The organism is Cohnella xylanilytica (genome assembly GCF_014212175.1).
In the GTDB taxonomy this organism is placed as follows: domain Bacteria; phylum Bacillota; class Bacilli; order Paenibacillales; family Paenibacillaceae; genus Cohnella; species Cohnella xylanilytica.
The window spans coordinates 1-22,473 of the sequence record NZ_JACJVR010000151.1 but is presented as its reverse complement, the minus strand read 5'-3'; the positions used below and the strand labels follow the sequence as shown (position 1 = coordinate 22,473).

The 22,473-nt window shown below is 44.9% G+C and carries 18 protein-coding genes, 2 pseudogenes and 1 riboswitch; of the genes and pseudogenes, 14 read left to right on the top strand and 6 right to left on the bottom strand.

From position 1 onward, the window contains the following. From H7B90_RS31700 to H7B90_RS31685, 4 genes and pseudogenes are all read left to right on the top strand, one after another. Positions 1 to 230, top strand: a pseudogene (locus tag H7B90_RS31700) (hypothetical protein); the annotation flags it as partial. Between the two features lie 24 nt (positions 231 to 254). After that, positions 255 to 620: a PrgI family protein gene (locus tag H7B90_RS31695; protein ID WP_185139907.1), complete on the top strand. Its 366-nt coding sequence runs from the start codon at positions 255 to 257 to the stop codon at positions 618 to 620. Next, positions 613 to 2,943, top strand: coding sequence for a VirB4-like conjugal transfer ATPase, CD1110 family (locus H7B90_RS31690; protein ID WP_185139906.1), 2,331 nt, complete (start codon positions 613 to 615; stop codon positions 2,941 to 2,943). Before H7B90_RS31695 ends, H7B90_RS31690 begins: the two co-directional genes overlap by 8 nt. 567 nt (positions 2,944 to 3,510) lie before the next feature. Beyond that, positions 3,511 to 3,970: pseudogene (locus H7B90_RS31685) on the top strand (transposase); the annotation flags it as partial. On the opposite strand, the gene H7B90_RS31680 reads toward H7B90_RS31685, so the two are convergent. Next, positions 3,963 to 4,370 carry a carbonic anhydrase gene (locus H7B90_RS31680; RefSeq protein WP_185139905.1) on the bottom strand — a complete coding sequence of 136 codons (408 nt, stop codon included), beginning with the start codon at positions 4,368 to 4,370 and terminating at the stop codon, positions 3,963 to 3,965. The pseudogene H7B90_RS31685 and the gene H7B90_RS31680 sit on opposite strands and share 8 nt — an antisense overlap. 389 nt (positions 4,371 to 4,759) lie before the next feature. Here H7B90_RS31680 and H7B90_RS31675 point away from each other — a divergent pair, with 389 nt between their 5' ends. Together H7B90_RS31675 and H7B90_RS31670 are read left to right on the top strand one after the other, a co-directional pair. Next, a complete protein-coding gene (locus H7B90_RS31675; RefSeq protein WP_036684721.1) occupies positions 4,760 to 5,089 on the top strand; it encodes an ArsR/SmtB family transcription factor in 330 nt (109 codons plus the stop codon). A 175-nt stretch (positions 5,090 to 5,264) separates the two neighbouring features. Further along, complete coding sequence (locus H7B90_RS31670; protein ID WP_185139904.1) at positions 5,265 to 7,025, top strand: SulP family inorganic anion transporter; 1,761 nt, start codon at positions 5,265 to 5,267, stop codon at positions 7,023 to 7,025. Positions 7,026 to 7,204: 179 nt separating this feature from the next. On the opposite strand, the gene H7B90_RS31665 is transcribed toward H7B90_RS31670, so the two are convergent. The 4 genes from H7B90_RS31665 to H7B90_RS31650 all read right to left on the bottom strand — a co-directional run bounded on the left by H7B90_RS31665 (position 7,205) and on the right by H7B90_RS31650 (position 11,344). After that, a complete protein-coding gene (locus tag H7B90_RS31665; protein WP_185139903.1) occupies positions 7,205 to 7,468 on the bottom strand; it encodes a hypothetical protein in 264 nt (87 codons plus the stop codon). Between the two features lie 115 nt (positions 7,469 to 7,583). Continuing rightward, positions 7,584 to 8,726: a Ger(x)C family spore germination protein gene (locus H7B90_RS31660; protein ID WP_185139902.1), complete on the bottom strand. Its 1,143-nt coding sequence runs from the start codon at positions 8,724 to 8,726 to the stop codon at positions 7,584 to 7,586. Further along, positions 8,727 to 10,247 carry a spore germination protein gene (locus H7B90_RS31655; RefSeq protein ID WP_260411372.1) on the bottom strand — a complete coding sequence of 507 codons (1,521 nt, stop codon included), beginning with the start codon at positions 10,245 to 10,247 and terminating at the stop codon, positions 8,727 to 8,729. Further along, positions 10,244 to 11,344 (bottom strand): endospore germination permease, encoded by a 1,101-nt coding sequence (locus tag H7B90_RS31650; RefSeq protein WP_185139901.1) that lies wholly within the window; start codon positions 11,342 to 11,344, stop codon positions 10,244 to 10,246. Before H7B90_RS31650 ends, H7B90_RS31655 begins: the two co-directional genes overlap by 4 nt. A gap of 717 nt (positions 11,345 to 12,061) precedes the next feature. Continuing rightward, positions 12,062 to 12,147: riboswitch (cyclic di-GMP riboswitch) on the top strand. Positions 12,148 to 12,232: 85 nt separating this feature from the next. On the opposite strand from H7B90_RS31650, the gene H7B90_RS31645 reads away from it, so the two are divergent. The 5 genes from H7B90_RS31645 to H7B90_RS32635 all read left to right on the top strand — a co-directional run bounded on the left by H7B90_RS31645 (position 12,233) and on the right by H7B90_RS32635 (position 17,850). After that, positions 12,233 to 12,940, top strand: coding sequence for a response regulator (locus H7B90_RS31645; RefSeq protein WP_185139900.1), 708 nt, complete (start codon positions 12,233 to 12,235; stop codon positions 12,938 to 12,940). Positions 12,941 to 13,460: 520 nt separating this feature from the next. Beyond that, complete coding sequence (locus H7B90_RS31640; RefSeq protein ID WP_185139899.1) at positions 13,461 to 13,844, top strand: hypothetical protein; 384 nt, start codon at positions 13,461 to 13,463, stop codon at positions 13,842 to 13,844. 1,012 nt (positions 13,845 to 14,856) lie between these two features. Then, a complete protein-coding gene (locus tag H7B90_RS31635; RefSeq protein WP_185139898.1) occupies positions 14,857 to 15,276 on the top strand; it encodes an RNA polymerase sigma factor in 420 nt (139 codons plus the stop codon). Between the two features lie 116 nt (positions 15,277 to 15,392). Beyond that, positions 15,393 to 15,800 carry a DUF6075 family protein gene (locus tag H7B90_RS31630; RefSeq protein ID WP_185139897.1) on the top strand — a complete coding sequence of 136 codons (408 nt, stop codon included), beginning with the start codon at positions 15,393 to 15,395 and terminating at the stop codon, positions 15,798 to 15,800. A 28-nt stretch (positions 15,801 to 15,828) separates the two neighbouring features. Further along, positions 15,829 to 17,850 carry a C40 family peptidase gene (locus H7B90_RS32635; RefSeq protein ID WP_221482240.1) on the top strand — a complete coding sequence of 674 codons (2,022 nt, stop codon included), beginning with the start codon at positions 15,829 to 15,831 and terminating at the stop codon, positions 17,848 to 17,850. A gap of 104 nt (positions 17,851 to 17,954) precedes the next feature. Here the strand turns inward: H7B90_RS32635 and H7B90_RS31620 are convergent, their stop codons facing one another. After that, a complete protein-coding gene (locus H7B90_RS31620) occupies positions 17,955 to 18,326 on the bottom strand; it encodes a DinB/UmuC family translesion DNA polymerase (RefSeq protein WP_311772850.1) in 372 nt (123 codons plus the stop codon). Between the two features lie 20 nt (positions 18,327 to 18,346). Between H7B90_RS31620 and H7B90_RS31615 the strand changes: the two genes are divergently transcribed. From H7B90_RS31615 to H7B90_RS31605, 3 genes are read left to right on the top strand one after another with little or no spacing between them, the layout of a single operon-like run. Next, positions 18,347 to 19,513 (top strand): ABC-three component system protein, encoded by a 1,167-nt coding sequence (locus H7B90_RS31615; protein ID WP_185139895.1) that lies wholly within the window; start codon positions 18,347 to 18,349, stop codon positions 19,511 to 19,513. A gap of 3 nt (positions 19,514 to 19,516) precedes the next feature. Further along, positions 19,517 to 20,029, top strand: a complete 513-nt coding sequence (locus H7B90_RS31610; RefSeq protein WP_185139894.1) for a three component ABC system middle component — start codon at positions 19,517 to 19,519, stop codon at positions 20,027 to 20,029. After that, positions 20,026 to 22,218, top strand: a complete 2,193-nt coding sequence (locus H7B90_RS31605; protein WP_185139893.1) for a DUF3732 domain-containing protein — start codon at positions 20,026 to 20,028, stop codon at positions 22,216 to 22,218. Before H7B90_RS31610 ends, H7B90_RS31605 begins: the two co-directional genes overlap by 4 nt. Positions 22,219 to 22,473: the final 255 nt, after the last annotated feature.

Genomic DNA, 22,473 nt, shown 5'->3' with positions numbered 1-22,473 from the left:
CTTTCGAAATTCAGGTTCAAGTCTTGTTTGCTGGTATGGATATGGAGCGCATGCCTGAATTTGATGTTTGGGAGGACAAACACCATTTTAAGCAAGCGATTATGAATGAGTGGTTATATTTACAAGGGATAAAGGATGGTTTTCAGCTTGCTGTGGAACTATTGAGCAATCCTGTGCCATTTGATGACGACACACTGATCAATTCTGAACGCAACGAGCCTGAGGCGTAGACTGCTCATCCGGGAGGGATAAATGTGGAAGTGAAAATTAACCGGGAAATCCGGGATTATACGGAAAGCTTGTTCTTCGGACTGTCCTTGCGGCAGTTCTTTTTTTCTGTTCTGGCGGTCGCTGCGGCTATTGGACTGTATTTCGGGCTGCGTAGTCATTTCGGACTGGAAACGCTCAGTTGGATGTGCATATTGGGGGCAGCTCCCTGCGCCGCGCTCGGGTTTATCCGCTATCACGGTATGACGGCAGAGCGACTATTGTGGGTGTATGTGAAGTCGGAGTTTCTGATGCCAAGACGGCTTGTCTTCCGCTCGACCAACATATACTACGAAGCGCTAAAAGGAAGCCTGCACAAGCGTGAGCAAGAAAGGATGAAGCGCAATGATTAAGACGCTCAGGCGCACCATGAAGCAGGACAAGGAACGGTCTGTCATTCCCAAAAGCGTACAACAAGCGATCCCGATCCGCGCCATCTGGCCGGACGGGATTTTTGCTGTTGGCAACAAATTCTCGAAGTCGTTCCGTTTCGCGGACATCAACTACGCTGTCGCATCGAGAGAGGACAAGGAGACGATGTTCCTTTCCTACTCCGAATTGCTTAATTCGTTTGACAGCGGCGCGACGACGAAGATTACGATTCACAATCGGCGGCTTAATCAAGCAGATGTAGAACGTTCCATTCTTATTCCGCTCCAGCACGACGGGCTGGATGTGTATCGGCAGGAGTACAACGACATGTTGCTTGGTAAAGCGACTGATGGCAACACAAATGGGACGATTCAAGTGAAATACATCACCATTTCCGTGGTTAAAAAGAACGTGGATGAAGCTCGCCATTACTTCGCGCGGGTCGGCACGGAGTTGACGGCGCATTTCTCTCGTCTCGGCTCGAAATGTACCGAACTTGATGTGGCTGACCGCCTACGCATTCTGCATGACTTCTTCCGGATTGGCGAGGAAGCCGATTTTCGCTTCGACATGCAGGAGATGATGCGCAAGGGACACGATTTCAAAGATTACATTTGCCCGGACACCTTCGAGTTTGCCAAAGATCATTTTCGGATGGGCGAATACTACGGTCGGGTCATCTTTCTGCGTGATTACGCCAGCTACATCAAGGACAGCATGGTAGCCGAACTGTGCGACTTGAACCGCAACTTGCTTCTATCGCTCGATGTGATTCCGATTCCGACCGATGAAGCTGTCCGCGAAGTGGAGAATCGACTGCTCGGCGTGGAAACGAACATTACGAATTGGCAGCGACGGCAAAACCGCAACAACAACTTTTCTGCTGTCATCCCTTACGACATGGAGCAGCAGCGCAAGGAGAGCAAGGAATTTCTTAGCGACCTCACCACACGCGACCAGCGGATGATGTTTGGACTACTTACGATGGTGCATGTCGCGGACAGCAAAGAACAACTCGATAGCGATACGGAGACATTACTCACTACGGCCCGCAAGCATTTGTGCCAGTTTTCCACGCTCTCCTATCAGCAAATGGACGGTTTGAATACGGTGCTGCCGTATGGGCTGCGAAAAGTTCATGCTTTGCGGACGCTCACGACTGAAAGTACGGCTGTCTTTATCCCGTTTCGAGCGCAGGAGATCATGCATCCAGACGGCATTTATTACGGGCAAAACGTCATCAGCAAAAATATGATCGTCGCCAATCGAAAGCAACTGCTGAATGGAAACAGTTTTATCCTTGGCGTATCCGGTTCCGGTAAAAGCTTCGCCGCGAAACGGGAAATCGTCAATCAGATATTGGCCAGCGATGACGACATTATCCTGATTGACCCGGAGCGGGAGTATTCCGCTCTGGTAAATGCGCTGGGTGGCGAGACGATTCACATTTCTGCTACTTCGTCGAACCATATCAATGCGATGGATATGCACCGGGATTATGGCGACGGAGCCAATCCGATCATTCTTAAATCGGAATTCGTCCTGTCGTTGTGCGAGCAGTTGATCGGAGGATATCAGCTTGGAGCCAAGGAGAAGTCGCTCATCGATCGCTGTACCGCCGCTGTGTACCGCAAGTATTTGCGGAGCAACTATAAGGGACAGCCGCCGACATTGCAGGATTTTCGCGCGGAGCTGCTCAAGCAAGCAGAACCGGAGGCGCAGGATATCGCGCTGGCCATTGAATTATTTACTTCCGGCAGTCTGAATACGTTCGCCCAATCGACCAACGTCAACGTTAACAATCGGCTGATTTGCTACGATATTCTCGACTTGGGCAAGCAGCTTCTTCCCATCGGCATGCTGGTCGTACTCGACAACATCTTGAATCGGATTACGCAAAATCGCGCCAGAGGCAAGAATACGTTTATTTTTATTGATGAAATCTACCTTTTGTTCCAGCACGAATATAGTGCCAACTTTCTGTTCACGCTCTGGAAGCGTGTCCGAAAGTATGGCGCTTTTTGCACAGGGATTACGCAAAATGTGGACGATCTGCTACAAAGTCATACAGCCCGCACCATGCTTGCAAACAGTGAATTCATCGTCATGCTGAATCAGGCCAGTACCGACCGGATGGAGCTTGCCGAGTTACTCAACATTTCGGACCTGCAATTGTCCTACATTACGAATGTTGACGCCGGGAATGGTCTGATGAAGGTCGGCAGTTCCCTCGTACCGTTTACCGACAAGTTCCCGCGGCACACGAAACTTTATCGCCTGATGACGACGAAGCCTGGAGAGTAATGGATAAACAGCAGTAGGCGGCTGTTGCAAACAGGATCAGCCGCTTATGCACTAATATACATCTCTCATGGACTCTTCACCAGTAAATCTTGGCTGTTAGGAAACTTACAAAGTTCTGCCGAGTATTCGGCCGAGTATCGTCTAAAGGCCAAAGTCCGGAACGACAGCTCGTAAAGTTCCGAGAGCTTAGCATTGAGGACAGTTTTACTTTTGTCGATAAGCAGAGTGACAAGAAGGGATCGAGTTTGCCCGGCGGACGGCGTTATATTTGGTCGGCCTAAGCAGGAGATCGACGGTAAATTTGTGGAAACGTATCGGGAATGGAGAGCTGGCCAGATTACCGCGACGGAGGCTATGCGTCAGATCGGTATGAAAAAGCCTACGTTTTACCGGCGAGCGAAGGAATACGAGAAAATCAATGAGCGGTTCTAGCTGTCGCCCGTTCCTCGGTGGCTTATATGGCGGAATACCAGCGAAGCTGACACAACAATCCACAAAGTAAATGTAATTAAAGGGAATCAGTTTTACGAAATGGCTTCATACTTTTTCAGTTGAGAATGTAACAAAACATGGGACAACTTCAACGAGAGCACGACGCTGATTGACGTACTGGGGAATTACCGTGAGCGCATGGGCTGCTACCCGGCTGTTTTTCAAGCGGATCAAATCTACACTACCGCACGCGCGAGAACTGTCAATTCCGCAAGGAAGGGCATTCGGCTAAGCGGCCCAGCACTGGGAAGCAAGCCCAAGAACGGGTCGACAAGCGAGGAAAAGCATCCTCAAGCAGGACACCGGCAAACGAAACGCGATTGAAGGCAAGTTTGGAGAAGGCAAGCGCAAATATGGGCTTGGCTGTATTCGTGCACGCCTCGTCTAGACAAGCGTATCGGTGATTATCCTGCAACTGCTGGTGATGAACCTAGAGCTCAGGCTCCGTGTTCTTTTTTGCCTTATTTTCACGTTGCTGTCTCGCCGTCGCATCGCCGGGAATTTCCTGAAGAACCATTCAGCATTCCCTATATAAGCCAGGTCACTTTTCCTGAGGCCAGGTGATACTCACTTACGATTATTTTCAAATCGCCATTCGCTAACTTCTCGTTTAGGGCTGAATGTTCATGTAATTCTTCCTCGACCAATTTGACATTTTCAATGACAACCCGATCGATCACGTCTTCTTCGGCTAATCCAGCGGATATCGCCTTTTCAGCCGCTGGTTCAATCTTATTGACAATAGATTGTAAATAAGCTGGATGTTTCCTTCTATTTAATGCTTCAATAACCGCACCGCAGTTCTCATGCCCTAAAACTAACACCAGTGGAACGTTAAAATGATCCACTGCATATTGGACACTTCCTATGACATCATCATTCACGATATTTCCTGCAACTCGAATCACAAATCTGGCATCCGATACCTTTGACAAGATGTCGACACCCTTGACAACAGGAACCTCCATTGGCGATACAAACGTTACAAATGGAATTGGACCCGATCTCATGTAACGCATGAACCCCCATTGTTATGACTGCTTGCCTGCTTACCTGCATGAAAGGTGCAGTCGATTCGTGAGAGGATGACGAATCTTGATGTGATGAGTCCTTACTCGTATAGCCCGGCATTCGCACCCACTCCTATGTTCTTTTTGAAAAATCAAATAATCAGATATTTGAATATGGGGGGGGTATTATACAGGAGATGCAACCAAATCACAATCCATGCGCCGGTATGCCCTTCTTTCCAGAATGCTTTTGGGTGAAGTTGTGTTATGATATTCATATATTCAAAAGTATAACGATTAAGGAGGCGTTAGCCGTGAATCAAAATATCCAACAGTTTAAAGCCGATTTTTTTAAGGCGCTGGCGCATCCCATGCGGATTCGAATCCTGGAGGTTCTGAGTGAGGGAGATAAAAACGTAAATGAGATACAGAGTATTTTAGGCTCAGAGGGTTCAGCCGTTTCTCAGCAGTTGGCAGTATTGCGAAATAAAAATGTGGTGACGGGCTTAAAGGATGGTACTTCTGTCATTTATTCGTTACGTGACCCGTTGATTAAAGATCTGCTCGCAGTCACAAAGCAGATCTTCGATAATCATCTTGTTGATGCTATTTCATTACTTGAGGTCATTCGAAATGAATCTTAAACTGAAAAACAAGGGTATCCATGAGCAACATCAAGGATCACCTTGTTTTTTTATTTTGCAGTAGGAAACATGCGGAGTGACACGAGATTATTACGATTGACATTATTCGATGACAGGAGTAACATTTCACATATATTCAAATAATCAAATATATGAAGAAGAGAAGGTAGCTCAGATGAAATGTACGGGAAGATTTGAAGGATACCATGCAGCCGCATTCCGCAAGGATCTCATTTCAGGCCTCATTGTTGGCATTATCGCCATTCCATTAGGGATGGCGTTTGCTATTGCGGCTGGTGTAAAACCGGAATATGGCATTTATAGCACCATCGTTGCCGGCATTTGTATTTCCTTGTTCGGAGGTTCTAAATTTCAAATTGGCGGACCGACTGGTGCATTTATTCCGATCCTTTTCGCGATCGTCGTGGAATACGGATACGAAAATTTGTTGCTTGCAGGATTTTTGGCGGGAATTATTCTTGTTCTCATGGGGTTATTTAAACTCGGTGCGTTGATAAAATTTATTCCTCGCCCTGTAACCATCGGATTTACTGCTGGAATTGCCGTCATAATCTTCAGCGGACAAATTGCCAACTTTTTAGGTTTGAGCGGTATCGAGAAACATGAGAATTTTCTACCAAATATGAAGGAAATTGTAACGCATCTCGCAACTACGAATCTCTACAGTATTATCACAGCGGTCGTCTGTTTGGCAGTTATCCTCCTAACACCGAAATTTTTACCGAAGGTCCCTGGTTCCTTGGTAGGGCTTATCGTATCCACTATAGTGGCGACCGTATTCTTTAAAGGGGAAGTTGCAACGATTGGATCGTCATTTGGAGCTATTCCAAGCACCTTACCCCATTTTCATTTCCCTGATCTAACCTGGGATCGCATTGAAAACTTGATTCGCCCCGCATTTATTATTGCCATGTTGTGCGGCATCGAATCTTTATTATCGGCGGTTGTTGCCGACGGCATGACCGGCAGTCGTCATAACAGCAATAGGGAACTGATTGGGCAAGGCGTCGCCAATATGGTAACCCCTCTTTTTGGAGGCATTCCAGCAACAGGAGCCATTGCACGAACAGCAACCAATATCAAAAACGGTGCGGTCTCACCTCTGTCGGGTATTATACATGGCATTGTTGTGCTGCTGGTGCTCATTTTGTTTGCACCTTACGCATCGGAGATCCCACTTGCTAGTATGGCACCGATTCTGATGCTCGTTGCCTGGAACATGAGCGAACGAAAAGAATTTGCCCACGTCTTAAAAATCAAAACGAGCGATTCTTTTGTCCTTCTCATTACCTTTTTGCTAACGGTCTTTACGAATTTAACGACTGCCGTTGAAGTCGGATTAATTTTGGCTGTTATACTGTTTGTGAAACGAATGAGTGACGGCTTACTGGTTTCCAAGGTCTTGCCTGACCCAACAGCTAAACATGAAAAAGTGAAAGCTCATATGGTAACCGAAGGCCACGATTGTCCACAAATCGGGATCTATACCATCGAAGGCCCCCTCTTTTTCGGCGCCGCGAACATGTTTGAAAAGTCCATTATGGATACGATTCATCTAAGACCGAAAGTGTTACTGCTGCGCATGGGCAAAGTACCTTTTATGGATACGACGGGTGAATCAAATCTGTCCAGTTTGGTGAAGCATTTCGAGAAATTTGGCGGAAATATTCTTGTTTCCGGAATTCAAGCTCAGCCTTTGGATGTATTGAAGAGAACAGGGTTGTATACGCTAATTGGGGCTGAACATTTTTTTGGACATACCGGTGAGGCACTTAACTTCGCGCTATTGCAACTGGATTTGAATAAATGTCTAGGTTGTAAACATTTCGCTTTCCGTGAATGCGCGGCGTTATCAAACAAGGAGTCTCAAAAAGAAGTGATCTCCAGCTTAAAGCCAGATCCAGCAAGGACATAGCCTATTCTCAATCGAAATCGCCCCAAAGACGAAATGAGGTGTATGGTTATGCAACTTGCACTTCAGCAATACAGAGTAAATGTTTTTAAGATTATGGCTCATCCGCTGCGATTGCAGATTTTGGAGTTGCTTTGTGAAGAACCGAAAGGTGTCAATGAGCTTCAATCGCGTTTACAAAGTCAAGGTTCAACGGAATCCCGACAGCCGCCTTCATTCGCCTTCTTGTTAAATCCCGCATTTTTAATGGATTCGAGAAAATAAGGTAAAATTACGGTTGCATCAATCACACAGGTAAATATAACAAAGACATAGGAAACCGGAAAGCCTGACATATACATTCTTCCGGTTATAGCGAAACAGAACCCGAAGAATATCGCAATAAACCAGTCTAAAGCGATACAAATTCGAATCAACAAACATAACCATTTTTGACTCCAACTCATTTTGCATTGACTCCTTTTATGGTCCCATTTTTTCCAATTGGCCAAACATTTAAACCTGAAATGAAGGACAGTTCCTTAATGCCAGGTTGCCTTCGGTATTGATCCGTATTGCCATTCAGGGTGCTTTTAGTTTCCCTGCATTATTCAATTTAACCGAAACTTTAATTTCTTGCAGGGATTCCGTTGTTAAGTTGTAACCACCTTCGGAATAGATCTTTTTCCAATCTTTATTTTTCTGACGATACAGCGCATGTTCCAGTTGTAACAGGTCGGAATGGATTTCAAGCCCTTTTTCGAACGTTCTTTTGATTTCATTTTGTACTAGTTCTGCCGCTTTCTCCTCCATAAGCCGTTCAGACATGGGTTGGATGATCTCGCTAACATTTCCCGAAAGCTTAACATCGACGGTATACGTAACTTCCTTTCCCTTGACATGCGGAATGATTTTAACCTTTGGATTCTCGAGAGACAATGCAACCTGTGGCTTTCCACCACTGCGAAGTATTAAAGGGCTACGTTGGGTTTGGGGTTTCACCCAGCGGAGGCCCGGAATGTTTTCCCTGGTGAGCCGACCTCGATATTTTCCATCCTGCAAAACGAAAACACCATCCATTTCAAGCATCGAATGCGGGTCTCCACCTTTTTTCCAATGCCGATCCGAAATGGATAAAGAAGGTAAAAGGGTCGCCTTTCCTGGTTCGTGGATATCGGACACGAACTCCCTCGAGGTTATCGGGGCAATGACCGATTCTTGTTTGTAACTCTCCTGCGGTTGATGAAGCAATGACATAAGCGGTGATAGATTAAAAAAAGGAGTTACCGCGAAAATTTGGTCTATCGGCTCTGTAGTGCCAAAAAACCATGGTGTGTAGCGCATTTCATAATAGCGGTGCCGCAGTTCATCGATCTCCTTTAATCCCTTTTTCAATACGTTCTCACTTACGACAACGGTGATAATTTGGCCATAAAAAATCCGCATCTGCGATGTGTGGTACAAATCATTAACGGCACTAATTGTCGTATCCCCCATGCCTTGACCGACCCACACGGGAATTGGCTGGAGCGGCTTCCCTGATTCCATTTTTGCGACATCCGTGAAGTCCAGCAGTTGCCCATAAACGACGTATTGACCCTCGACATAATCGATCCCGATACTTGTTAAATAATTGACATCTTGAATATCCTTAATATCCCAGCAGCCAGTTAAAAGAAGTGGGAATATCAAATAGATGGACGTCAATTTCTTCCATCCCGACATTTAGGAATCACCTCTTCTCGTGGAATCTTTCGTATGCAACATTTCGGGTCGGCGATTTATTGTGTTCCACGGTTTTCGGATAACAGCCGCAATAAAGTCCTTCCAAGTTAAAGGGGATAAGGGGGCAAGATACGGTACACCAAAGGACTCCAACCGCGAAAGATACAAAACAATCGCAATCGTAGACAAAATAAATCCGTACATGCCCAGCACCGACGAACAAATCAATACAAAAAATCGGATGATGGTTACCGAACCAACGAGCGATTGATTGACCAATGTAAAACTTGAAACTGCGGTTACGGCCGCTACGACAAGCAAAGTCGTTGAGGCAAGTCCAGCACGAATGGCTGCATCCCCAACCACAATTCCCCCAACAACAGCTACCGTTTGGCCAACCGCTTTAGGCAGCCTCTCTCCGGCTTCTCGAAACAGCTCGAACATAAAGATCATTAAAAAAGCCTCCATGGGCCCAGGCATAGGTAAGCCAATTCTTGACGTCGAAATCGTTGCTAAAAGTGGATACGGTATTTGTTCCACATTAAAGGACGAAAGCGCAATCCAAAAACCCGGCAGCAGCAATGATACGACTAGACCCACAAGACGCAAAAACATCCCCAAAGTAGCATAATAAAACGGGAAATAGGCATCTTCAGGTGATTTTAGTAAGAGGGTTAAATTGGCAGGTCCTATAATGGCATTAGGGGCCCCCTCGACAATAACGGCGAATCGTCCGTGTATGAGACAGTCTGCAACATAATCGGGGCGACCGGAATAATCCAGTAAAGGGAATAAGGTGAACGAATAATCGGAAATGATTTTTTCCAATTGGCTGCTCCCCATTATGGCATCTATATCGATGTGTTGTAAGCGGGTTTTCGCCTCCTTCACAATTTCAGGCTGAATGATATCTTCGATGTAGAGCAAAGCCACTTTGCTGTTGCTCCTTCTTCCAATCGTAAATTGTTCATAACAAAGGGAATTGGTGCGAAGGCGTTTGCGAACTAATGCTACGTTGGTTGTTAGTTCTTCCACGAACCCGTCTTTTGGCCCTTTGATGGATATTTCCGTGTTTGATTCCGAGGGGCTTCGATGAGGGGGAGAAGCAATATCCAATGCATAAAGAGCATTCAGGTTTGAAAAGTAAATGATGAGTTGACCCGAAAATACGCGGGTTGTCAGATCCCCAGTCTGATCGACTCGGGTTAATTCCAGCTTTTTATCGAACCCTATACCAGGTTTCGAATGATGCAACATACTTTCCAATCGCGGAAGCACGTAATCGTTGATCTGCTGAATTTCCGCCAACCCTTCGCAATAGATAAGGTGTACCGTTTGCAGGGAGTCCACATCGCCAAAGTCATACTTATCCATCTTCACATCTGCGCAATTGCGAAATAAGGAGCGGAACCCTTCCGGTGACCATTCGTCCTTTTGGGGCATGGCGACAGATCGTTCTAAAGAGGGCGTATTCTTTGTTCCATTCTTCAATAGGGATTTCCAAAACCGGCGAAATTTCATTGTCGACTCACCCCAGTTTTATTTTTCACGAGTACAGCTATAAACAACAAAAGCGATACGCCTACAACGATTCCTAATGACAAAGGTAAATAGACATGCTTCAAGAAACTGGCATATTGCATATCGCTAATGGGCAGTTCAACAAGGAAGACCATGACGATGCCGAGTATCGTTAGCCAAATAAGCTTCATGTTCTTATTCTGACTTGCTGGCAATAAATCAATAAGTAAAAGGAGCGAGATGGAAATTCGGACAAAAGCTCCTGATAGCCACTGATAAATGGATAAAAAATCGACATGACGAATATATTTTCCAACCTGTACGAGACGCCATTCTTCATAGGCCGGGTATCGCAGTTTGGCTGCTTCAAAAGGTCCAAATTCGGCGATTGCACCCGTAACGGGCCCAAATACCAATATAACCAAGAAGATGGCTAATAAACATAACGACCATGGACGAATGTTCGATTTCATTCGATGTTGAAATAGCAAAATTATAATTAATTCTACAAGTCCCCCCCCTACATACATACATCCTTTGAGGACGGGCTCCACTCCATGTTCCATGACTGGTGTCAATAAGGAATAATTTTTCTTGGGAAGATTGGCGCTCATGACGAAGTCCCCAAATACCACCACGAATGGCAGCAAAATGCCCGATGAAATCGCGATCGATCGAATTCCGGATTGAGCGGCAACACAACATAAAAGAACCAACGAAGCGGATAAAACAAGTTGTGGCGTTTTTGGCAAGTAGGAAGCATGCGTCCAAACGGTTGTATCTTTCGCCGTCAAAACCATGAGCAAAAATAGGTAAGCAATGAAAAAAGCCCGAAACGAGACGCTTATCGCCGTTCCGTAATTTTCGCGCAACCAAGCCGCTATCGGTTGCTGTTTTGTTTTTTTCATGATGTAGTAAAGAAGCAGGGTCCAAATTATATATGGCAAAATCACAGCCAAAATACTTAACCACGCGTCTCTTTTCGCCTCTTGCAGCAGGGAGGGAATGACCATGACATGGTTCATTAACCCTACCGCTAGGGCGATGATTGAAAATGATGGGATAATGCCAATAGCGGAACCTGTTTTATTAACCATAACGAATAGTCCCCTCAACAACAAATGGTTCTTTCTTCTTCAGCTTGTTATCCAAAGCGGGAAGAGTCCATGAACTTAATATACATTCCTTCCCACAAATTCTGGTTTTATTCCGAGATTAAGAAGTTGCAAGCAGGCATGCTTGATCTTTAAGCTGAAAAGGGTCAACGCCGTAGCGCCAACCCTTTATCTGGAAAGACGACTCAAACTAGTGTCCCTATGTATAATGGAGTAGTACAAGCGTTGCTGACACCACCCGCGATATCGACCGTATCTATCCAGGGTGTATTTCAGGAGTTTCCTCCATCGGCGAACTGGAGGCCATGCTTGCGCAAAGCGGTTTTACCCAAATTGAGATCGAACCTAAAGACGAATCCTGGACATTCATCAAGAATTAGATTCCCGGCGCAAATGTCGAACAATACCTGGTGTCTGGTGTCGCCGCGATAAGTGCTATCAAGCCTTGAGCCATGAAGGGCCGAACTGTTGCAGCTCGAGTTGAGTTGAACATGTTCGGCATATAAGGCGCTGCCGGTAGGTTGGCAGCGCCTTTGCCTTTGCTTAGCGTATATTTTCGTTAAAATGTTGGCGAGACCCCCAAAGAAGAAGAGGGTTGTGTTATGTTCGAACATACGTGACTAAGGTGTGACACCAAGCAAACTTTTGGCATCTATTGAAATATGGTAAAATAAATCAATACAAATATGTCGAATAGACTAGGAAAAAAGGCAAACCTGATCGAAAGACAGGGACGCAAAGCCACGGGTCTTCTGCACTAGTGCAATGATCGCCGGGTTACCCTCTCAAACCACACCAAGATGACAAGCAGGCACGCCAGTGAGGGGGCGTGTCTTTTTGTCATTTGAAAATAAAAAGAGGTGATCGGTTATGAACAAACAAACAAGCTTTTCTTTAGAGATAAAAGATCTGATCCGTAAGAAGAACGGGAGTATCAAAGTATTACTGGCGGATGGAGACCTAGTTTGGCAACAGCGACTCGCTATGTTGATTAAATCCGAGTCGGATATTGATTTGTCTAACATCGTTTCGACAAAAGAAGAAGCGATCCAAGCGAGCGTACAATTAGACGTTGACGTAATGATTTTGGATATGATTTTGAATTCACCCAAACGGGACGGGTTGGATGTCTTAGCGGAGATTCTCAGAAATAAAGCGTTACCGATTATTGTCCTTTCTTCGATACATGATCCGGAAGTCATGGTGGATGCAGTTGTAGCTGGAGCCGTCAATTATATTACAAAGACCAATTATTTGGACATACCGGTTGCAATCAGGGAAGCATACCGCCGCCAGTCCTCTCTCCATGCGGATGTCGCGGCGATAATCCGCAATGAAATTGGGTTAATAAAGCGAAAAGAATTGCAATGCATGCTCACACCTACGGAAAAAGAAATCTTACAACTCATAGGCTTGGGCTATCGACAGACAATTATCAGAGAATTACTTGGCATTACTTCGAACACCCTGAAATCGCATGTTCGTCATATCACTCGTAAATTCGACACCCGATCCATTCGAGAAGCTGCTGAGAAGGCGAAACGAAGAGGTCTGTATGATCAGCACTATGCTACGTGATAATGGGACTGAAATTGAAACAAGCTTTGAGGAAATTCGAGGATTTTTGACAAAAATGTCATGGCAGAGGGTGACAAAAAGATCACCCTCCCCATTCGAACTAATAATAGGTAAAATGAAAGGGAAATATGAGGAAGAATAGGAACATTATCCCGGACCAAAGGAGGTGGAGAGAAAAAAGATGAATGCTGGAGATTGTTGTCGTGAATCGAAGTCTGAAGAAAATCAAAATGGGACAGGCTCTCGTAAAATGAAGAGGATGGTGCCTTTAACTTACGTAATGATGCGGCTGTCCCCAATATAACAATGAAGGGATGATCGTCATGGATCAATTAGAAACGGAGCGTGAATTATGTTTATTAGCATGGATTGATTTGCACTTCATTCAGCAGTTTTGCGGAAAGAGAGTTGTAGTATTTCTTGGAATTGGGGAGGGTGTTTGATGAATCTTACTCAACAGTCCATCCCCTATGAAAAAGTGGAAGCATGGCTTATGTCCTATAGTGATTGAAAAGCAAGGTTGGAATATGCGCAGGCAGAGCTTAAGCATATTCCGGGATTTACGAGGGCTTTGCATGAGTGGGTGAATCATGGCAATGGAAGAAAACAAGAACCATTGTTGCGTACGGTCATTCATCGGATAGAGATCACTGAACATGAAATCCCGTTGCTATTATCGAGAATCGGATTGATCGATTACGCTTTCTCGTCTCTCACCACAGAGGAAATTTTGTTCGTTCGTCTACGATATTTGGATAAACTGGCGCTTTCGGTCATTATGGATCGCATTGCACTTTCCCGCCGCGCGTTCTTTTATCATCGGAAGCGAATTCTGCATAAAGTATATCGAAAAATCAAAGATCGGGCGGTCCTGTTGGAACTGGATTCCTTTGGAGAAGACTGATCATATCATTACTTCAGAAGATGCATATACGCATCTTCTATTTTTATGGTTCGTGAATTGAAGAATATCACCTCAATCCCCCATCTTTTCAAACAGGCTCTAGGGTCTACCCCCATTTTTAGCAGTCAGTTCAATCTCTCCGAGTACGATTAACTCCTCACCAAGAGATGAGATGCCGTGAATCTTTCTTGCACCGAACATGCACCGAACGCCGCACTAGATTTGCTCTTGTTTTGCACGAATTGTGCACCCGATATGCACGATTTTCCTGATACGATGATAGTATAGCAAGCTTTAGGGCAGCCTACAAGATCATCGGCTGTCCTTTATGTTTGTGAAGCGAGGATTGACGAAACGGGCATAACTTGTTCCATGGTTTCGTCATGTTTCCGCATTAAGTCGTACAATCATACCGATGAAAGGAGGGCGATGATGCGGTTCCTATTAATCTGTTATTTTAGAAATAGGTAGAAATGCCATCTGAACTGGATACGTCATTATTCATTCTATGCGCATTACTTTGCATTCCAGCCATTGAGCGCCGCTTCAATTTTTGCTGCGTCAGCAAAAAGAAGCGAAGCGCTCTTTTTATTTTCTGATTGAAACCCAAAAGAAGGTAGCTATTACAGTGACGAGTGCTGAAGGCATGTGATACGGGACAGTCAAAAAGGAGCGTTTGAACTAAAACGTAGGACAACACCATCATAAAACAGACTGGCTATTCCTCTCGCAATGGTGTTGCCATGTGAGGAGGGAAATTGATATTATGTGCCCCACGTTGCATGCAATGTCAAACCACGATCCTTTTATGTGTTTTTACTATTCGTATGGCTCATAACGCCTCAACGATGGATATTACTATCAGACTTGGCTGCAAATCAGCATTGGATTGCTGAGCGGCTAGGTCTTTTTTATTTATGTAACAAAATCAACAATCGTTTTAAAGGGAGCGTTGGCTGTCGCTCTCCCCCTCCATTTTGGTTTGCCCACAAACCAAAATGGAGGGACGAATATGAAGAGGATTAATTTGCGGGACATGTATCCCTTTATCAAAACGGATGTATGGATCGACTTAGATGATGAAGTGGCGCAAGAAATCCGCCGTTTCGACTTAAACGAAAGTGCATACAAATTGCGCACCTATCGTCATCGCGCTTATTACTCGCTTGATCGGAACGACGGTATAGAACAAGATGTTCTTTTCCTTTCGATTTCCCCGGAGGAATATTACGAGCGTAAGCTTTCCAATGAGCAGCTTTATGCGGCTTTGTGTCGATTGCCGGAAAAACCGTTCAGACGAATTTATGCTCACTTCTTCTTAGGCATGAGCAAAGTAGCGATTGCCCAAGCTGAACAAGTTGATGAACGTGCAGTACGAAAATCTATTGAACGCGGCTTAAAACAAATGGCGCAGTTTCTCAAAAAAATGTGATTGCGGTAGGTCAAAGGGTCCGATTTGCTTGCCAAAATGAACAGATAGGTAAAGAGCTTTATGTAGGCGGCTGGTTAAAACCAGCCGCTCATTTTCCATGAGAGGGGCAGGTAGCAATGAATCCGATTCAATTTCGAGATGCTGAACACGAAAGCTTCTATTATCGGATGCTGGATGAAAGGAAATGCAGTGACGGCTATCATCGGGCACTTTTCTACACATTAGGTATTTCCCGCGATACTCGGAGTCATATCCGCGATTTGTTTGATTTTTCTAATGGGGGCATTAAACCCGGAGGTCTTGCAGCCTCGTGGCAAACCGGCAGTTCTATCCGCGTGTGCAGGCTTGCTTTTAATCTGTGGAATGGCTGGACGGAAAAAGGTGAGGAACGCTACTCTACTCCCCACGAATTATTCGATTGCAGCTACGCTCCCTATTTTTTTGAAGCGATTCAACTTCGTTACCCGGATTATTGCCAAAGCCAGGAGAAGATTTTCAAGCGGCTGAACGAACAAGTTCGCTGAATGGCAGTCAGCTAAGGGAGTGGAATAGATGAAGGATATTAAAACGAGGACTGTTGTGAAAGACATTAAACGTTTGGACAGACTGCCAAGCTTGATGGATCGTGTGAAACATTCGAGCGCCCGCACAAAACGGCATAAAGACAATGACAAGACGACTTCACAATCTCCAAATGAATTTGCGCAGCACCATTCTGAATCGGCCATAGATAAAACGGTACGTTTTCAAATTAGAATGAACGTGGTTGCTAGCAAAAGATTGATAAGGCTCATTCAAAAAAGGCGGGCAAAGTCAGAAGGGGATACGGTATCGATACAGAACCCCGCTGCTATAATTACTAAGCCTTCAGGTACACGTCAATTGCGACTTGCCCGTAGGTTGCATCTCCGCAAGCCGGTAGATGGGAAATATCTCTTGTCAGCTAACCATCAATCAAAAAAACAACGCTTTATACGGAGCCGGGTCAATGCCCGGCTTCTGCATCCTTCTCGCAATGCTAGCGTTCCTCACGGAATCTTACATCGGGGAAGCAGACATCAAGAACCAGCCGGGAAAAAAGGAGCATTTGCCGCCACGGCATCTCATTCAGCAAATGTACGCGTGAATCGTCCAAAAGCGCTAACGACCGTAAGCATGAGGAAGCGGCATTTCAGGCCACCGTCATCCCGAATCCCCTTCGCTATATCCAAGCAAGCAAGCCATACGATCAAACGTAAAGAAAAGAAATTTAAGACATTATCGCCATTTATAAAAACGGGACAACGGCTAGGACAGGCTAAAAGCCACTCTGATTATCAAGCGGAAGGAAAAATGAATAGCGCCAGGACAGCGCAGCGGACTGCACAGATGGCGATGACTGCCCGCCGTTCCATTCAAAGGGCACAAGCTGCAGCGCGATTAAATCTTCGGATCATTAAAATGGTAGTAAAAGCAGCCGCTTTGCTTGTCAAAGGAGTGGCCGCGCTTTTGGGGATCAGCAGTACAGTGATCGTATTGTTGTGCATTGTCATGGCAATAGCGGCTGTCATTTCCTCTCCTTTCAGTATCTTTGTATCAAGTGAAAATACAGATGCCGATGTAAAGCCGCTTTCCCGAATCGTTCAGGAGCTGGACGCTGAATTTGCCGATCGCCTGGCAGAAATACAGCAGTCCGCCGGCCAAGTAGATCGGGTGGAGTTTCATTACCCCGGTAGCGCGGACAACACGCGAATAGATAATTGGATGGATATTATAGCCGTTTTTGCCGTGAAGACTGTCATGGATTCAGAAAACGGAATGGATGTAGCAACACTTGATGCAACAAGGATCGGGATCATCCAAGCGGTGTTTTGGGACATGAATCAACTGGAATCCCGTATCGAAACGATCGAATATACGGAAAGCGTTACGGTAGAGCATGAAGATGGGACTATCAGCGAAGAGACGACTACCAGCTATGAACACATTTTGCATATTACCGTTTCGAGCAAAACTGCGGAGCAACAGGCTGAATCTTATCACTTTACAAATGAACAGATGGACATCATGAAGGAAATGATGTCTGGAGAGTTTCGGCCACTCATGTTTGCGATGCTGGGTAAAGAAACGGATATTGGCTTGACGCCGGGGCAGCTTGCGGATATTGGGCAGCATTTGCCCGAGGGAGAAATAGGCAGCGAAGTCGTCAAATTGGCGCTAACTCGTTTAGGCGATCCGTACAGTCAACCGAAGGCCGGACAGGATGACTTTACTGATTGTAGCTATCTCGTTCAGTGGGTTTATCGACAGCTAAGCATTAGCCTGCCACGAACCGCAGCGGAACAAGCAAGATTTTGCGTAGAAAATGGCCTGACAGTAAGCGCGGCAGACCTGGTTCCTGGCGATCTTGTATTTTGGAGCTACGAGCGAAATGGTAGGTTTATGGAAATAACGCACGTTGGAATTTATGCGGGAGATGGCAAGGTGGTGGATGCTTCCTCAAGTCGGGGGCAGGTAGTGTATCGCAATTTATTTGATTCGGACAAGCAAGTGTTGTTTGGAAGACCGGAGTTAAATAAAGCGAATAAATTATGATTAAAGATGTAATCTCTGAATGCTCGGAAGTCGCTTATGCAAGGCTTTCGAGCACTACCCCTCTAAAATGCTCCTTTAATCTCGCTTCGTTCAAGCATCAGCTTCTACATTTCCATCAACATTGTAAGAAATGACATGCTTATACGAGGAGGCTGTAGCTGATATTCGTCCTCTTTCATGAGCTGAGTAATCCCGACTGCCACTTTGCGTACAGGATACATGCCCCAATGTTCTTCAAACAACTGGATGGCAGACACATAAGAATGTTTGGTTGTGTTTGTCGATTCATCCATCTTCATTTGCCGGTAAAACCCTATTGGTTGATCAAAGTCTGCACCCTGGATTCTTGCCAAAATGACATCCCCTACCTTTAATTCGGGCGCGCGCTGTCCGATAAGCTCGCACAAGCTCTCGTAACTAGTTTCTCCCAGAAGCAGGAAATGCAAATAAAATGTCGTAAATAGTATATAAGTCACAGGTAAAGTGAGGTTTAAAGATGACTACAGATCATTCTGCTTCTGGACAGGCTTTAGGATATGTGTATCAGTTTGACCGTGCGACTTATAGACTATTCCAGTCTGGGGTAGATGTAGTCGAAATCGGTGTCGAAGATATTGATGATGTAAGTGTCCACCTCAATAGCGGTAATGAGATTCGGGAACAAGATAAATCTACGGTCAATTCTGGATCTCCACTCTCCGATAGAAGCGTAGCATTGTGGAAGACTTTACATATATGGGCTGAGTTAATTAAAGGAAACCTAACCGTATTGAAATCGTCAGAGTTCCATCTTGTTACGAATGGGACCCTTTCGGCTAACTGTCTTGCGAGACGGATCAACGGAGCAACTGAAAAAAAATCAGCTAAGGCTGTTTGTGATGAACTACTGAGCATGATTCCGACTCTAAGGGACGACTTGGTTCCTTTTGGAAAAACTCTAAGCAAACTTAGTGATGATCAGTTAAATAGTTTGATCTTAAAGGTTTCTGTCTTCGACAAGATGAGCTCTAAGTTTGGGGGTAATCTTGAAGAACTGCAGGCTCTTAGGGTATTTGAGCCGGGTATGAAAGTCGGACTTTTTGATCAAATGAATGGTTGGGTAAAACGTAAGATTAGAGAATTAGTTGAACGCGGGGAACAACCTCGAATTGCCCGAGCCGATTTCGATAAAGAGCTTCAAGGGCTGTTCAGAAAAGTAACAGTTGCTCGATTGTCAGCAATAATTGAGCCATTTGATATGGACGTCGATATAAGTGAGTATGAATCCCACGGTTTCGTTAAGCAACTAGATTGGATTAATGTTGATGAGGATTTGATCAGGGAAGCTATTTTGAACTATTTGCATGCACAAGACACCCGCATAAAGTGGTCTGATAATAATGCGGTTTCCGAGACAACCCTTTTGCAATATGAGAAGGATTTGAAAAAATCCTGGGAAACAGCAAGTAGACGAGCATACAGACAGCCCTTCCCTACAGACGAACTAAAGGGACAGGAGTGTTTGGATTTAACTTTAGAGCAAAACACATTCATCCATAATGAGATTATGCCAAAATCAATTTCCTGTGGTAACTTCCATGCTTTGGCTCATTTCACCGAAGAGCAGGAGCCTGTTATTGGTTGGCATCCTGGTTTTAAATCCTTATCGAAAGGAAAGCCCTAAACCATGAGCGGAACACTTTTACGTGAGTATGAAATAATGCAGAACCCTGCTCTTGGGGCGAATGCGCTTTGGGCGTTTACTCAGGGGTTTATCTCACGACCTGCAGAAGACCTGCAGCCCCTGACTTTATGGCACTTAGTCTGTGTTCTTCCTTTGGTATTTCATGATACCAGTCGAAAGATGATCTTGAAAAGAAAGCAGTCGTCTGGACTACGTTCGATTTTAGATCGGGACACAGCCAGTTCGGTCGCTCAGAATGAGACTATCTTTAATATCGATAATCGACTAAAGGCAATGGAGAACAGAACGTTTCGATCCCTGAACGTAGCTATTGCGTGTAAACTGATCACCCTTGAAGAAGGTTACTTTTCATCCGAAGCTCCCTTCAAGTTCCCGAAGAAGGTATCAGATGAAACAAAGGCTGTATTAAAAGCAGCCAATAAATTAGGGGTATGGGCAGGGAGCATGACGGTTTTTGAATATCTGACGATTCTAGGAGTGGAGCCACTAAAATGAACTTTGCAATATTGAAGATCATCATTTGGGCTAAAGAGCCGAACAAAACTCCGCGTATACTTAATTTTAAACCAGGAGCGATTAACTACATCACCGGAGCGAGTCGTAGCGGAAAGTCAGCCATTATTGAAATAATCGATTATTGTCTCGGATCGGGAGGTTGTTCCATCCCTAAGATCGGTCCAATTCGACGTACATCAGCATGGTATGGGTTACTGTTTAGTACGGTTGAGGGAGAAAAGTTATTTGTTCGTAGAGATCCGGGTGACCAGAACTCAACTGATGATTATATGATTGCGGAAGGGGTAACGGTTTCGATTCCGGATATCCCTGAGAAAAATGCAAACCGTGATAATGCCAAGGGTATTTTGGAAAGATTGGCGAAAATACCTCAATCGAGTTCGGACTTTAATGAGACAGGTAGCGGTTTTAAGGGAAGAGCGTCTATTGCCGATATGACCGCTTTTATGTTTCAGCCACAGCGGATAGTTGCGAATAATGAAACAATGTTCTTTGAAGCAGATGTTGAGGAGCACGCTAGAAAGTTACGAGAGATATTCCCACTGGTATTAGGGGTAGTCGACGCTGAAACCTTGATAAAACAGCATCGCTTACAAGAAGTTAGACGGTTAATTGAACGGAAACAGCGACAACTTGAAGCATTAAAAATAAACATTGAGAATTTCTCAGGTGAGGTCAGAGGAAGGTACATAGCCGCGGCGCAGTATGGATTGGTCCCTTCACAAAAAATAGATGATACGAATACTCAAGTCTTGTTCGAGCGACTTAAAGATATCGTGGCTACTTGGAAGAAAGATCCGAAATACTGGGATTCAGATGGTCACCATATCAATACCGAAAGACTTTCATGGTTACGTGAACGGGAAGCCACGCTTAATTCTGAAATCACAACATTGAGGGTGAGGCTCACTCAAATAAGAGAGCTTTCCTTAGCACGGGCAACTTCGGAAATTAACATCTCTAGAAAGAGGGACAGGCTTTCTTCAACTTCATGGCTTGTTGATCGACTGAGTACCGATCACACGTGTCCCCTTTGTGGAAAAAACAATGAATCTCCTTCTAAAGAGCTCAACAAGCTGATTGAGTCTACTCAAAAAGTTGAAGCCCAATGGAAGGCTGTTGAGCTAGTTCCGCCAATGTTGGATGCAGAAGAGGTAGATATTCAGAAACAGATCGCAGCTAAAGAGTCTGAACTTCGTCAGGTGAGGTCGGAACGTGAGTACATACAGGAAGAAACCGAAGAAATGCAGGCTACCAGAGAACAACGCGCAATGTTTGTTGGTAGAACTGCGGAATTCATTAATCTGCATGAGTCGCTGACCGATGAAGGGATATTTGCAAGCGAAATTGCCGTTTTAAAGGATGAAGAGGCACAATTATTGAAGGAAGTCGATTTTGATACCTTTGCCCAAAGGAAAGAAACAGCCCTGTTTAAGTTCTCGAGGTTTGCAGGTCATTACGGTGAAATTTTGGAACTAGAGACGGGTGACGATCTCATCCAACTTGATACAAATAGGTTAACCATTCGTGTTATTGACGAAAAAGGAGGCACTGCATGGCTACGTGAAATAGGCAGCGGTGCTAACTGGCTCGGATATCATGTTACAACATTGTTAGCACTACATGAACTTTTCGTTACCCAGGACATCCCGTATGTTCCGAGCCTATTGGTTATTGATCAGCCTAGTCAAACTCACTTCCCTGATGATACCGAAGAGGATTCGGAGAACGAAGAATTACAGGCAGTAAATAAAGTCTTCCAGGCATTATCTTCGGGCATCAAGAGAACAAATGGAACATTACAGGTTATTGTTAGTGAGCATGCAGGTCAAAGTGTTGTAGACGGTCTTGAAAACGTACATCTTGTCGAAAGATGGCGTAGAGGACGTAAGATGATACCGTGGCATTGGAGTAAGGAAATGGATGTGAAGATGATTGGCAAAAATGCTCAATACGCAGTTGAGGATTTATTCGAAACACAGATTAAAAATGCTTGTAAGGAAGCCGTTGGGGACGATCTTTACCAGATCAGTTTTTCAGATGCTTCATTTAGTAAAGACGGCGTCATATTTAATGCTTTTGCGGAGACCTTTGGTAAAGAGACGATCAAGCTTGCAGGACTGATTGACTTTGACTTGAATGTAAGTTTTTTATTCCCTGAAGGTTGATTGCTTTATTTTTTCGCTCATAGATAATGGATGGCGGTACCGCCGCCGACTGTACACGCCATTCGTTATCTCCTCACAAGCAGCCTGGGAAAGAAACATTCGTTCGGGTCCCGACGGTGAAACGAGTGTGCGGGAGCAGTCTGTTCCACGCAGGAGACAACTCGGACATGTATGTATTGTTTGGCAGACCGGCAATTGATTTTTTAGAGGGTCCAGTTTTGTCCAAAATAAATAAACCTGAATTTCGAAAGTACT